Raw genomic sequence first — 14,553 nt, 5'->3', positions numbered from 1 at the left:
GAGTCAGTTTAATAATAAAGGCTGATATATTGTAATTACAATTACTCTGTCCGTAATCCTTCTTTTCATAAAAAATAAAACTGCATAGCCTAATGACATATGCAGTTTATTGCCTTTTATTTTTTTCAGGATCCTCAAACATCGTGACGAATAAGTCTCCCTCATCTTCATGGTTCTCTACTTATTCAATTGAAAAAATGAAAGAATATAAAGGTTGTTTCCCATTATGGACTTCAACTTCAACGTCTTCGTAATTCTCATTACAAAACGCAACAAGACTTTCGACATTTTCAGCAGTGGCATCTTCTCCATATAAAATGGTAAGGATTTCTGAATCTTCGTCAATCATATCGGAAAGAAGATCTTTTGCCGCTTGGGTCATGTCTTTATCCTTCACTTTGATGGTGCCTTCAGCAATTCCCATGAAGTCCCCGGTCTCGATTGCAAGACCGTCAATGTTGGTATCCCGGACAGCATAAGTAATCTGGCCCGTTTTCACATGCGAAAGGGCTTCGATCATCGCTTTTTTATTCTCTTCAGCATCAATTGAAGGGTTGAAAGCCAGCAATGCAGCCATTCCCTGTGGTACTGTTTTCGTTGGGATGACAGTCACATGATCCCCAAGTACATCTGCAGCCTGATTGGCCGCCATGATGATATTTTTATTGTTAGGCAAGATGATCACATGATCTGCATATGCCTCTTCGACAGCTTTAACGATATCTTCCGTGCTAGGATTCATCGTTTGTCCGCCTTCGATGACGGACTTAGCACCGATGCTTTTGAATAATTCGCTGATGCCAGCACCCATCGCCACTGACACTACAGCGTACTTCTCTTTGGTGGACGGTTTAGTTTGAAGCGGTGTATTCGTCTGACCTACAATCGCAGTATGCTGTTCACGCATATTATCGATTTTCATTTTTATTAAGCTACCATATTGCTGTCCATAATTCAGGCACGTGCCAGGCTGTTCAGAGTGAATATGTACCTTGACGACTTCATCATCTGAGATGACTAATAAAGAATCTCCGTATTCACTTAAATCATTTCTGAATTTTTCTTCATCAAATGATTCATTGGCAAGTTTTTCACTTTCCAATCGGACCATGAATTCCGTGCAGTAGCCATACACGATATCTTCCGTGTTCATATGCCCTTGTACATTCATGTGATGTTCGGCATTGATCATGTCATCCATGCTTGGGCCATTTGCAGGTCGGGATGGAAGGGCCTCACCTTTCAGCTCAGCAAGGAAACCTTCATAAACGAACACCAACCCTTGCCCGCCGCTATCAACGACTCCCACTTCTTTTAAGACTGGAAGAAGATCCGGTGTGCGTTTTAAAGAAGCATTGGCCTCCGTAACGATTTCTTCCATCACCTGAATAAGGTCTATATGATTTGCTGCTGATGAAACCGCTTGCTTGGCTGCATCTTTTGCAACCGTTAAAATGGTTCCTTCAACAGGTTTCATGACGGCTTTATAAGCTGTCTGAACCCCCGCTTCAAAAGCTTGGGCAAATTCTTCACTATTGATTTCCGATTTATGTTCAATCGCTTTAGCAAAACCGCGGAACAGTTGCGAAAGGATAACTCCCGAATTGCCGCGTGCGCCCATTAGCAGTCCTCTTGAAAGTGACGCACCCACTTTCCCGATGTGTTCCTGGACGTTATTTTGCACTTCCTTCGCACCCGAAGTCATCGATAAATTCATATTCGTTCCTGTATCCCCATCTGGAACAGGGAAAACATTCAACGCATCAACCATTTGGGCATTAGCCGCTAAATGGTTGGCACCTTGAATGATCATTTCTGCAAAGCGCTTTCCGTTCAAACTTGTAATTGACACAAAACTTTCCTCCTATACTTAAGGGTTCGTCACACGAACTCCCTGTACAAAAATGTTGACGGAATCAACAGCTAATCCTACAGTTTTGTCCAGGGTGTACTTTACCTTTGATTGCACATTATGTGCAACTTCCGAGATTTTCGTTCCATAACTTACGATAATATACATATCGATATGAACTTCTTCCTCTTCTTGACGGACAATTACACCCTTAGTAAAGTTTTCTTTTCTTAAAATTTCGGCAATGCCGTCTTTAAATTGTTTTTTGGAAGACATTCCTATAATTCCGTAGCAATCCACGGCTGCGCCGCCTGCTACAGTAGCGATAACCTCATTAGAGATATCAATTTGTCCATACTTCGTTTGTAATTCGATAGACATTTTCTTTTCCCTCCCAAAAATCAAATCAACTAAAGACATTTTACTATAATGTCTATGGTTTTAAAAGTAAATGTCTTACGGTACTATATATAATTCAATTTTGAAGTATGTATGTCAAGGTTTTTTTCTTGAAAGTAATTAACTGAAGTATTGCATTCTAACGGTAGGTATGATAAATTATTAAAGTATTTTACAAAGACTTAAGACGACTGCGAAAAACTTAAGCTTGTTGTAGTTAGGAGGGAATTTGACATGGCACGTAAATGTGTAATCACTGGAAGAAGAACTCGTTCTGGTAACAGCCGCTCTCACGCAATGAACGCTAGCAAGCGTACATGGGGCGCTAACCTTCAAAAAGTACGTATTTTAGTTGACGGTAAACCTAAACGTGTATACGTTTCTGCAAGAGCTCTTAAATCGGGCAAAGTAGAACGCGTATAATGTTACGGCATCCTCTTAGGATGCCTTTTTACTTGTAATGGCCGGTATTTAATGGGGAGGGTTTCAATTCGTTGATCAGGTCTTTCCTGCATCAAGGAGGGAGCCTTCACCCATTAATGGATGGCCGCCCCTTTTTACCGAAAAAATAACACCTCCCTTAATTTGAGAGGTGTCATGGAGATAAGTATCAGCCTTTTTTAAACGCTCCGAGCATAGCCCTTACCAAACTGCCCAGAACTTTTGGCAATTTAATCGTATAAAATTTCATCATGCCCCTCCTCTTTGCATCCCACAATTAAAGATGAAGTGGAATTTTTCTATTACAACATAAGCTTTTAAGCGGATATAGGATGATCGTAATTATATCCGAATCTGCTCTAAGCATGAATTTTAATCACTGCTTCTTATCACCATTAATATGCCTTTCTCAAATGAAACATTCCCAGATTCGGAAATTAGTTCATTGCTGATGCAAAGCGTCGAACCTATTTCCAAGCTTGCATCATCCAGCGGGTATTTGAAACCCGAAAGTGTAATGCCGGTGACTTCAGCCGTTACGGGGAGCAATGACAAGTATTTCTTATCTTTCAAAGCAGTGACCTCATATGAACCTGCTGTCTTTACTGTGAATATATTTTGCCGATCGACTATGTATATATCCATATCGCCATGATGAGGGAGGACACTTTCTTTTTGGAGCAGCTGGATATTCCCAAGAAAATGGTCCATTCTTCCCCCTGTTGCGCCCAGAATGTGAATTTCACTTGGCTTTTGCCCTATTGCCCATTTAAAAGCGATTTCTAAATCCGTTTCATCCTTTTCCGAAGAATATAGATTGATTTGTTCCAGCCTTTGCTCAATTTTCCTGTATTCACCTTCCGAAACTGAATCAAAATCCCCAAAACCGTATCTAGGTTCGATACCTTTTTCAAGCAAAGACCATACTCCCCTGTCAACCCCGACCCAAAGGTCAGTCTTCTCCTTATACGATGTCAGATCCGGCCAAAAACATTCCGGACCTCCAGCCATAATACTAATAATCATCGAAATCATCCTTTTCTTTACATATTCATATTAAAGATTCCTATGTTTGATTGATAAAAAAAGCCGATCACCATCATACGAATATGATAGTGTCGGCTTATATCACTTTCCCCGAATCTTTTGAATCGCTGCGTTTCGATCTTCTTGATTATATATTGCCGAGCCTGCCACAAGGATTGTCGCCCCTTGTTCAATACATAGTTTAGCCGTTTCTTCATTTACTCCACCATCAATCTCTATTTCCAGATTTTGATTATACATTTCCGCCATCGCCTTCACTTCGGCAATTTTGGGAAGAACGGATTTAATGAACTTTTGTCCGCCAAAACCAGGATTGACCGTCATCAACAATACCATGTCAATATCTTCGATTATTGGTTGGATCAAGGAAGCTGGAGTGGCTGGATTAAGCACCACGCCTGCCTTTACACCAAAAGATTTAATCAATTGGATCGTCCGATGCAAATGTGTGCATGCCTCTACATGTACAGTTATATAATCGGCTCCTGCTTTCGCAAAGGCCTCGATATAACGATCTGGTTGTTCGATCATTAAATGAACATCAAGCGGAAGCTTTGTTATGGGACGGATGGCATCGACAATCAGCGAGCCTATCGTTATATTCGGCACGAAATGCCCATCCATGACATCTACATGGATTAAATCCGCTCCGCCCCTTTCCACATCAAGAATTTCTTCTCCCAATTTTGCAAAGTCAGCTGATAAAATGGATGGTGCGATTTTAACCATTTTAATACCTCGGCTTTCTATCTCTGATTTCTTCTAAGAATTGCATATAATGTTCATATCGATAACGTGGAATTTCCCCGGCATCAACCGCTTCCTTCACTGCACACTTTGGTTCTTTATCGTGCAGGCAGGCCCTGAATTTACAGTCTTCCCCATGCTTATGCATTTCCGGGAAGCAATAGGATAACCGTTCAGCTTCCATTTCCATGAATTCAAGTGAACTGAACCCTGGAGTATCCGCGACAAGTCCAGAGCCGATATGAATCAATTCAACGTGGCGGGTGGTATGCTTCCCACGTCCCAAGTGTGAAGAAATATCATCCGTCTTTAAAGCCAATTCAGGATTGATTGCATTCAGCAAAGACGATTTCCCAACACCTGACTGCCCGGCAAATACACTGGTTTTTCCTTCTAAATACGGCACTAGTTCTTCAATTCCTCCAGCGGTAACAGAAGATGTTTCCAGTACAGTATAGCCAAGTTTCTGATAGTCCTTGATATACTGAGACAATTTCTTTTGGTTTTCAGCTGTAACCAAGTCCAGTTTCGTCACGACGATAATCGGTTCGATTTCGTTATCTTCAATCAGTACGAGGAATCGATCAAGCAATGCCGGACTGAAATCAGGTTCTACTGCCGAAAAGACAAGGATTGCCTGGTCTACATTCGAGATTTGCGGACGTATCAATTCATTCTTTCGCGGTTTTATTTCGGTCACGGTCCCGTCCGTTTTATTTTCCGCTTCAAACACAACATAATCACCCACGAGCGGGGTTACCTTATTCTTCCTGAACAGGCCCCTTCCACGGCATTGATAGACCTCTTCACCATCAAGGACATAATAAAATCCACTTAGTGCTTTGATAATTTTTCCTTCGGGCATAACCACACTCCTAATTATTAAATTTATTCTGGATATGAGACGGATTCGTCAATGATGACCTGATTGTCCCGCATGACTTTATATCCTGCTTTCTTATCCGGGGAAACCATTAATTCGATCGTTCTCTTCGCATCTTCCCTTATATAGAATGTTTCTTGAGGCTCAGTCATGCTATTGTCGATATCCTCGATGAAAATTTGTATTTTTTGCGTTTTGCCTGGCTCAACCGGATCATACTCGATTTTGATTTCCTCCGTTACACTCTTCGGAGGAATCTCTTCTTTCCCTTTTGAAATGACCACTTTCACAGTACTGCCCTTTTCCACCTTCGTAGCAGGTTCCGGTGACTGGGAAATGACAAGCCCCTCCGCTACGGAATCATCATAGATTTCTTCTTCGACATCGATCTTTATTCCACTTTCACTGGAATAATCATCAAGGCCAGCTTTATTGAACCCCGTTAAGTTCTTCAAGCTCAGGAGATCTGCCCCTTTACTGACCGTTAACTCGAGCTCCGTTTCGGATGGTACGACCTCAGTGGCACCCGAGGGCGATTGTTCAATGATCGTGCCGGCTGCACTGTCATCATATTTTTCGGTAACGCTTATGTTTTTGAATCCCATTTTATCAAGCAGGGATTTAACATCAGAGTAGTCTCGACCTTCATAGCTGGACAATGAAATCGTCTCTTTACCAATGCTTTGATAAATATCGATCACTGCACCTTCCTTGACCGTCTTACCTTCCTTAGGGTTGGTTTTGATCACAAGACCAGCTTCCACCTCTTCATCTTCAATCTCGATCGTTTCTCCAACTTTCAAATCCAATTCAAGCAATTCAGTAATGGCATCATCCAATTCTTCCCCTTTAAGGTCCGGGATCGTCACTTCCTTCGAGACAAGGAGGGGAGGTAAAACAGTGACAGATAAAACAGCAAGCAGGGCGAGAACTAAAAAGGTGGTCACCAGGATTGCAGGCATGTTCTTTCGTTTTTTACCTTTATGTTCCGACTTGTTTTTTTGTTTTTTCTGTTTCTTTTGTTTCTTCTGTTTCTTTTTCGATTTACTCTCTGCTACAGAATCACTTTCCTCATCATCCGCATAAACTAAAGTATTTTTTTCAGGACCCCTTATGATTGTCTCATCGACGCTGGAAAGCTGATCATCCGTTATGACGGGGATGGCTTTTGTTGCATCATGATCTTCGGGAATGGCAAAAGGCAGTTCATTTGAACGCTCAGGATTAAGCGACGTCCGTATGTCATCTTCCATCGAGTCTACGCTCTCATAGCGGTAATATGAATCTTTGGCTGTCGCTTTCAAGATAATATTTTCCACACTCTGTGGTATTTCAGAGTTCCAGCGTTTTGGAGACGGAGTTTCCGATTGTAAATGTTTAAGAGCTATCGACACGGCTGATTCACCCGAAAATGGCAATCTTCCCGTCAACAATTCAAACATGACGATGCCAAGTGAATAAATGTCCGACTTCTTATTGGCCATACCGCCTCTGGCCTGTTCCGGAGATAAATAATGAACCGAGCCCAAGACTGCGTTGGTCTGCGTGATGTTTGTTGCACTTAGTGCCAATGCAATGCCGAAGTCCGTAATCTTGACGGTTCCTTCTTTATCAATCAAAATGTTCTGTGGCTTGATATCACGATGAATGATCCCATTATGATGGGCATGGGAAATCGCTGCCGTGATTTGCCTCATGATATCCAAGGCTTCATCAACTGGAATTGGATAATATTTTTGTATGTATTGCTTAAGTGTAAACCCGTCAACGTATTCCATTACAATATAATAGATGGAATCTTCTTCACCAACATCATAAATGCTTACGATATTGGGATGGGCCAAACTGGTTGCCGATTGGGCTTCCCGATTGAAGCGCTTGATGAACTCCTCGTCATTATTAAAGTCCATGCGAAGGATTTTCAATGCGACATCCCTATCTAAGATCATATCCCTTGCAAGGTAAACATTCGCCATACCGCCGCCGCCGACCATCTCGATCAGTTTATAACGGCCGTTGATTCTTCTACCAATCAACATTCAATTCACCTGCTTTCACTTTCTTCAGTAAATTGAACAAGTACAAGTGTGATATTATCTTCCCCACCGTAGTGATTGGCCTTATCTATTAATGAATTCGCCTTTTCTTCAAGTGACTGTCCATTGGTTACCGTTTCTTCCAGTTCCTGTTCACTCACTTTATTCGTCAATCCATCCGAACAAAGCAATAGTAAATCATTTTCTTCGAAGATGACCGTCATAATGTCCATTTCCACTTGCATTTCTGTCCCCAAGGCTCGTAATAAAACATTTTTCCGTGGATGGTTTTCGGCATCTTCCTTCGATATCTGCCCGGAACGGACCAATTCGTTAACGAGTGAATGATCTTCCGTGACCTGCTTAAAACCGCTATCATTATACAAATAACACCGGCTGTCCCCGATGTTGGCAATCGTAGCAAACTTGTCGGTGCAAATGGCTGCAACAATGGTGGTCCCCATGCCTTTACATTCCGTATTCGCTTCTGCATGTTCAAAAAGCAACTGATTGACCGAGAAGATTTGCTGCTTCAGCCAATCCTCGGCATCATTTGCCGTTTCGATTCCGGTTGATACTTCCCAGCCCTTTTTCAGAAGGTCTATCGTCATTGCACTGGCTACATCCCCGGCACGGTGGCCGCCCATGCCATCTGCAACGATGGCAAGGCGAACGCCTTCCGAGTTCTTAAAGATTCCGCCATTATCTTCATTATGCTGGCGGACTTTTCCACGGTCTGTCTTAAATATTGCCCTCATAGGGTCACCTCGTCTCTTCTTTGCGCTCCTTGGCCCGAAGCTGGCCGCAGGCTGCGTCAATATCACTGCCTTGTTCCCTTCGGATCGTTACATTAATGCCGCGCTTCTTCAATGTTTTTTCAAACTCAAAAATTTGGTCCCGAGGTGTTCGTACATAGTTGCGTTCAGGTACATAGTTAACCGGTATTAAGTTAACATGGCATTTTATCCCTTTTATTAAAGTTGCTAATTCTTCAGCGTGCTCCACTGTATCATTCTCGCCACCGAATAGACCATATTCAAAACTTACACGGCGACCTGTTTTTTCTGTATAGTACTTGATTGCTTCGATCAAGTCTGGAAGTTTGTAGGCCTTATTGATTGGCATCAATTTACTTCTCAATTCCGTATTCGGTGCATGAAGGGAAACAGCAAAGTTTATTTGCATGCTTTCTTCGGCAAACTTATAAATCTTAGGAATGATTCCACTTGTGGAAACGGTAATATGACGTGCCCCGATGTTCAAGCCCTTTTCATGGTTTATATTCTTCAAGAATGACATCATATTATCGTAGTTATCAAACGGTTCACCTATACCCATGATTACGACAGAACTAACACGTTCTTCCGATTCGTCAAGTGCTTGCTGAACCTTTACGACCTGGGCAACTATTTCCCCTGATTCAAGATTCCGCTTTAAACCGCCTAATGTCGACGCACAGAATGTACAGCCAATTCTACATCCTACCTGCGTTGTCACGCAAATGGAGTTTCCGTATTCATGGCGCATAAGCACCGTTTCTATCGAATAACCATCTTGGAGTTCAAATAAAAACTTCATCGTTCCGTCATTGGACGTTTGCTGAATCAAAGTTTTCAAAGTTGTGAAGGTGAATTGCGATTCCAGCTTATCCCGCAATGATTTCGAAAGGTTGGACATGTCTTCAAAACTGGAGACACGTTTTTTATAAAGCCAGTCATATACTTGATCGGCCCGGAATGCCTTTTCTCCATTTTGAACAAGCCATTCTTTAATTTGGTGTAGCTCCAATGAGTAAATCGACGGTTTTTCTGGTGTCGTATCTTTTCTTACTCTAGATGATTTAGTGATTTCTGCCATTACAGCACCTTCTTTCTAAAACTCGCAATAAAGAATCCGTCACTGCTAAAATATTGCGGAAAAACTTGCAGCGTATGACCCTCGATGAATGGCTGAACGCTTTCAGGCATTCTTGCGGACAAGGTTGCATCGCTTTCAAAATCCGGGTGGCTTTCCAAAAATGCTGCAGCGACTTTGTCATTTTCTTCTTTATCCACCGTACAGGTACTATATACTAACCGTCCGCCTTGCTTAACAAGCGGGGCAGCCGATTCCAATAATTGTTTTTGTATACTTGAGAGTTTCATTATATCATCTTTTGTTTTAGTGTACTTTACATCAGGCTTCCGGCGCATGACTCCCAACCCGGAACATGGTGCATCGATCAGGACCCTGTCAAAACCTTCCTTATTGAAGTGTTCTTGCACTTTTCTGCTATCAAGGGCCATTGTCTTAATATTGTTTCTGAGCTTTAGGCGCTCCGCCTGCTCTTTAATGAGCTTGACCTTATGCTCATGAAGGTCGAGCGCATATACTTGTCCAGTGGTCAAGCCTTCTGCGATATGTGTCGTTTTCCCTCCAGGTGCGGCACAGCAATCGAGTACAGCATCATTTTCATTCGCACCCAATGCATGGGCAACAAGCATTGAACTCTCGTCCTGAATCGATAAATAACCCAACTTATAGCTTTCTGAATGAGCAAGATTCCCTTTATAGCTGACAATTGCTTCGGGAACGACTTCACTTGCTTCAACATCATATCCTTCTTCCGTTAATATGCTGATCAGTTCACTGCGTGAAATCTTCTTTAAATTAACCCGCCCCGTCTGTAATGGCGCAGTTAAGTTGATTTCACACATTTCCTTGGTTTTTTCATAGCCAAATTGCTCTACCCAGCGCTTTACAAGCCAAATTGGATGACTTACTTCTATGGAAAGCCGTTCCAGATCATCTTTAATTTCATCTAAAGAAGGAACACCATTCCTTTGGATGTTGCGAAGCACGCCATTGACCATCGAAGATGTACCCTTGTGTCCGCGTTTTTTGGAAATTTCGACAGCCTCGAAAATGATTGCATGATCAGGCACTTTATCTAAATAGACCATTTGGTAAACGGAAAGCCTAAGTAAATTGATGACCCAGCTTTGCGTTTTTTTAGGTTGTTTAATATATGGGTTCAAATAATAATCCAAAGTCATCTTACGCTGTATGGTACCGTAGCTTATTTCTGTAAGCAAACCGCTGTCCACGACGGATAACTGGTGCTTTTTAATCAAGTTGTTCAATAATAGGTTACTGTAGGATTGGTTTTTCTCCACAGATTCCAAAATATCGAGAGCGATTTCACGTACTCCCTTTTTAGTTTGCTTCATTCTGTTCTCCTAACTTCATGCCTGCTTTAATGAACGATCCGGCTCCGCGCAAGTAATCTTTCGCCGGCATTTTTTTCTTTCCTGAAGGCTGCAGTTCTGTAACCAGTATTGCCGTCTCATTGCCTGTCGAAACGATGAAACCATCATTTTGTACATCAATGACCGTGCCCGGCACAGCCTGATTGCCATCTTCAAGTTTCTTTACCTGCCAAATCTTCAAAATGGACCCGTCTAAGGTTGTATAAGCAACAGGCCAAGGATTCAGGCCGCGTACATGGTTATAGATGTCTTCCCCTGATTTCGACCAGTCGATCCTTTCCTCTGACCGCTTGATGTTAGGTGCAAAAGACGCTTTAGCCTCATCCTGCTTGATCGGCTGTAACTCCTCATTAATTAGTTTCGGAAGTGTCTCTGCAAGTAAATCCGACCCTATCTTGCTTAATTTATCATGCAGCGTTCCGACATTATCTTGTTCCTCTATAGCAACTTCCGCCTGAGTCAATATATCACCGGCATCCAATTTTTCCGCCATATACATGATGGTTATCCCAGTCTTTTCTTTCCCCTGTAAAATGGAATAATGAATGGGCGCCCCTCCACGCAGTTCTGGAAGCAGGGAGGCATGTACATTAATACATCCGTACTTAGGGGCATCCAGCAATTCATTCGGAAGGATTTGTCCGAAAGCCGCCGTCACCACCAAGTCAGCATTCAATGCGATGATCTTTTCAAGTTCTTCTTTTTCACGGATTTTTTCGGGCTGATAAACGGGAATCCCATGCTTTTCGGCTTCGACCTTAACTGGAGGCGGCGTTAGCACCTTTTTGCGGCCTACTGGACGATCGGGCTGTGTGACAACAGCGATCACATCATACCCTTCATCAATGATTCTTCTCAATACCGGCACTGAAAAGTCCGGTGTACCCATAAATATTATTTTCGTCATTCTTCTCCATACCTTTCTAACTCTTCTTCCGAAATATACCGGGAAACCTTACTTGTAAATAAAACTCCTTGCAGATGATCGATTTCGTGCTGAAGGGCCCTTGCAAGGAAATCTTCCGCTTCTATCTCGAAAAAAGAGCCTTTTCGGTCTTGTGCCCGGACTATGACACGGTATGGACGCGTTACTTCGCCATATAAACTCGGGAAGCTCAAGCATCCTTCAACACCTGTCTGTTCGCCTTCCATTTCCAGCACTTCCGGATTAATCAGTTCGATTGCACCTGATCCTTCCTCTATTTCAACGACGGCCACTTGCTTTTTCACACCAACCTGAGGTGCTGCAAGTCCAACGCCATCCGCCTCCACCATCGTTTCATACATGTTATTTAACAGCTTTGCCAACTTTTTATCAAAACTTGTTACTTTATCGCATTTTTGTTGTAAAATTTTTTCAGGAAACAAGACAATCGGTAAAATAGCCAAAATTAAAGGTAACCTCCTAGATATGAAAAACAGCACTTCATTATATAAAAACGCAAGCTGTAACAGCTCGCGGTAATCATCCATCTCTTAAACAATTACATCATGATCTGTGGATTTAAATCTATTGAAATCTGCAGCTGATTCTGAGCGGTTTCTTTTTGGTAATGCTCCAAAAGTGTGCGTAAATGCAGATTCAGGTCCGGCTCTCGTTTGTATTTTATCAGACATTGATAGCGATATCTATTGTTGATTCGACTAATGGGCGAAGCAACCGGACCTAGTACGATAGAATCCCGATTCAATCGTGAGCCTAAATAATTCGTGATTTTCTCAGTAACACTCACTGTCTTCATTAAATCTTCATGTGAAACAGTTATAAGGACAACATAATAATAGGGAGGGTAATGACTTTGCCTCCTTAGAAGCATCTCCCGTTCATAAAAAGCATCATAATCCTGAAAGGCAGAAAGCTCGATGCTATAGTGCTCAGGTGTATAGGTTTGGATGACCACTTCTCCCGGAAGCTGATGACGTCCTGCCCTTCCGCTGACCTGTGTCAGCAGCTGGAATGTCTTTTCCGAAGAACGGAAATCAGGCAGATGCAGCATCGTATCAGCTGAAAGGACTCCAACAAGGGTGATATTAGGAAAATCAAGGCCCTTGGCAATCATTTGGGTGCCTAACAATATATCGGCCTTCCCTTCACCAAAGGCATTCAGCAACCGCTCATGTGAACCCTTCTTACTCGTCGTGTCAACATCCATCCGTATGACCCGTGCTTCAGGGAGGATTTTCGCAAGCTCTTCTTCAACCTTTTGAGTGCCTGTACCGAAAAACCTTATATGTTCACTTTCACATTCAGGGCAAGCGGAAGGCATTCCCTCTTCAAAACCGCAATAATGGCATTTCATTATATCATTAAAGCGATGATATGTGAGTGAAATGTCACAATTAGGGCAGTTGATGACCAATCCGCAGCTTCGGCACATCACAAAGGAAGAATGCCCCCTTTTATTTAGCATCAGAACTGTTTGCTCCCCCTTCTCAAGCCGGTCTTTCAGCTTGGTAAAGAGCAGCTCCGAAAACATGGAACGATTTCCTGTTCTTAGTTCTTCGCGCATATCTACAATATCCACTGCTGGCAACGCATTTTTATTCATCCTCTGGCTAAGTGTCAATAATTTATAGACATTTTTCTTGGCTCGCGCAAAAGATTCAAGTGTAGGTGTCGCGCTGCCAAGAATAACCGGACACCCATATGATTTTGCTCTTTCAATGGCTACGTCCCTGGCGTGGTACCTTGGCGTTTCTTCTTGCTTATAACTGGATTCATGCTCTTCATCAATGATGACCAGCCCCAGGTTTTCAAAAGGGGCAAACACGGCGGAACGCGCGCCCACCACAACTTTTACTTCTTTACGGTGGATTTTCCGCCATTCATCATATTTTTCACCTACGGATAAACCGCTATGCATGACAGCTACCTGCTCCCCAAACCGTTCCTTAAACCTCTTCACCGTCTGTGGCGTTAAGGAGATTTCAGGTACAAGCATGATGGCCTCCTTCCCTTTTTCAATGACAGAGGCTATTGCCTGTAGATACACTTCCGTCTTCCCGCTGCCGGTTACACCATACAAAAGGAAGACATCATGTTCATCTTGATGTATTTTCTTGTGGATGGGCTTCAATGCAGCTGCTTGTTCAGCTGTAAGTGTAAAGGGAGTGGATTTTTCGAACACACGGTTTTCATAAGGATCACGGTATATTTCTTGATCCATTTCCGCCAAGGCCCCTTTTGACACTAGGGATTTGACGGTACCGCTTGATGTGTTCATCAATTCAAGCAATTCTTTTAACGGGATGGGTTCTTGATGTTCAATAAAGTATTGAAGGAGTTCCTGTTGTTTTTTTGCATTGCTTGACATGGCTGATGCCATTTCTTTCAGTTCCTTAGGGGAAAGCAAAGATTTTATGACACGGACTGTCTTCTTATTAAGTCGGTTTTTCACATTATATACGAGCTCAAGATTGCCATTTTGCATTTCCTTTTGGAAAAAGGAGGCGTTCTCCCCTTCAATCACGTCTTTCCAAGATATTGAATCATTTTTACCGAAAAGGTTTTGAATGAAGGGAGGCAGCTGATCCTTTTTATCTTCAACGACTTTGATCACTTTTTCATACTTTGCTTTCATCGCTGCCGGAAGCATGGCCTGTAGCGCTGAAATTTTAAAACACATCGCCTCTTTGGTCAACCAGTCACCAAGCTGAAGCAATTCATCATTAAGGATGGGCTCCAAATCCATTGGTTCTTTTATATAGCGTAATTTCGCAAAGTCGCTTTTAGCTTTTAAGCCTGTAACGAATCCCTGAACCATTCTTGGACCGAATGGGACGATGACCCGCATTCCGGGTTTGATGACTTGGTTCCACTTTTCAGGTATGCGATAGTCGAATTCTCGATCTGTTTGTTTTGCAGGTACATCCACGATGACGGATGCTATATCCATATGA

At 42.5% G+C, this 14,553-nt stretch carries 14 protein-coding genes; 1 reads left to right on the top strand and 13 read right to left on the bottom strand.

From position 1 onward, the window contains the following. Positions 1–181: 181 nt before the first annotated feature. Entirely contained in the window at positions 182–1,852 is a 1,671-nt protein-coding gene (locus ABC374_RS06635) for a DAK2 domain-containing protein (RefSeq protein WP_350301979.1), read from the bottom strand. 18 nt (positions 1,853–1,870) lie between these two features. Then, positions 1,871–2,233, bottom strand: a complete 363-nt coding sequence (locus tag ABC374_RS06630; protein ID WP_034313762.1) for an Asp23/Gls24 family envelope stress response protein — start codon at positions 2,231–2,233, stop codon at positions 1,871–1,873. 252 nt (positions 2,234–2,485) lie between these two features. On the opposite strand from ABC374_RS06630, the gene rpmB reads away from it, so the two are divergent. Continuing rightward, positions 2,486–2,674 (top strand): 50S ribosomal protein L28, encoded by a 189-nt coding sequence (gene rpmB / locus ABC374_RS06625; RefSeq protein ID WP_034313767.1) that lies wholly within the window; start codon positions 2,486–2,488, stop codon positions 2,672–2,674. A 187-nt stretch (positions 2,675–2,861) separates the two neighbouring features. On the opposite strand, the gene spoVM is transcribed toward rpmB, so the two are convergent. The 11 genes from spoVM to priA all read right to left on the bottom strand — a co-directional run bounded on the left by spoVM (position 2,862) and on the right by priA (position 14,549). Next, positions 2,862–2,942, bottom strand: coding sequence for a stage V sporulation protein SpoVM (spoVM, locus tag ABC374_RS06620; protein ID WP_034313769.1), 81 nt, complete (start codon positions 2,940–2,942; stop codon positions 2,862–2,864). 122 nt (positions 2,943–3,064) lie between these two features. Beyond that, entirely contained in the window at positions 3,065–3,718 is a 654-nt protein-coding gene (locus ABC374_RS06615) for a thiamine diphosphokinase (RefSeq protein WP_413016582.1), read from the bottom strand. A 102-nt stretch (positions 3,719–3,820) separates the two neighbouring features. Continuing rightward, complete coding sequence (gene rpe / locus ABC374_RS06610) at positions 3,821–4,468, bottom strand: ribulose-phosphate 3-epimerase (RefSeq protein ID WP_101224617.1); 648 nt, start codon at positions 4,466–4,468, stop codon at positions 3,821–3,823. Position 4,469: 1 nt separating this feature from the next. Then, the gene (rsgA, locus tag ABC374_RS06605) at positions 4,470–5,351 is read right to left on the bottom strand and encodes a ribosome small subunit-dependent GTPase A (protein WP_230177534.1); all 882 of its coding nucleotides are present in this window, start codon (positions 5,349–5,351) and stop codon (positions 4,470–4,472) included. A gap of 23 nt (positions 5,352–5,374) precedes the next feature. Continuing rightward, entirely contained in the window at positions 5,375–7,408 is a 2,034-nt protein-coding gene (pknB, locus tag ABC374_RS06600; protein WP_413016579.1) for a Stk1 family PASTA domain-containing Ser/Thr kinase, read from the bottom strand. 5 nt (positions 7,409–7,413) lie between these two features. Further along, positions 7,414–8,163: a Stp1/IreP family PP2C-type Ser/Thr phosphatase gene (locus ABC374_RS06595; RefSeq protein ID WP_413016577.1), complete on the bottom strand. Its 750-nt coding sequence runs from the start codon at positions 8,161–8,163 to the stop codon at positions 7,414–7,416. A gap of 4 nt (positions 8,164–8,167) precedes the next feature. Continuing rightward, positions 8,168–9,262, bottom strand: coding sequence for a dual-specificity RNA methyltransferase RlmN (gene rlmN / locus ABC374_RS06590; RefSeq protein ID WP_350301975.1), 1,095 nt, complete (start codon positions 9,260–9,262; stop codon positions 8,168–8,170). Next, positions 9,262–10,614, bottom strand: coding sequence for a 16S rRNA (cytosine(967)-C(5))-methyltransferase RsmB (gene rsmB, locus ABC374_RS06585; RefSeq protein WP_413016575.1), 1,353 nt, complete (start codon positions 10,612–10,614; stop codon positions 9,262–9,264). The genes rlmN and rsmB overlap by 1 nt, the downstream gene beginning before the upstream one ends. Next, entirely contained in the window at positions 10,601–11,560 is a 960-nt protein-coding gene (gene fmt / locus ABC374_RS06580) for a methionyl-tRNA formyltransferase (protein WP_413016573.1), read from the bottom strand. Before fmt ends, rsmB begins: the two co-directional genes overlap by 14 nt. Then, a complete protein-coding gene (gene def / locus ABC374_RS06575) occupies positions 11,557–12,042 on the bottom strand; it encodes a peptide deformylase (RefSeq protein ID WP_413016571.1) in 486 nt (161 codons plus the stop codon). The genes fmt and def overlap by 4 nt, the downstream gene beginning before the upstream one ends. A gap of 95 nt (positions 12,043–12,137) precedes the next feature. After that, positions 12,138–14,549 carry a primosomal protein N' gene (gene priA / locus ABC374_RS06570; protein WP_413016569.1) on the bottom strand — a complete coding sequence of 804 codons (2,412 nt, stop codon included), beginning with the start codon at positions 14,547–14,549 and terminating at the stop codon, positions 12,138–12,140. Positions 14,550–14,553 lie beyond the last annotated feature (4 nt).

The sequence above is a fragment of the Peribacillus phoenicis genome, assembly GCF_047238085.1.
Lineage (GTDB): Bacteria > Bacillota > Bacilli > Bacillales > DSM-1321 > Peribacillus.
Note: the sequence above shows the minus strand (reverse complement) of the source record. Positions and strands in the feature narration are given on the sequence as shown.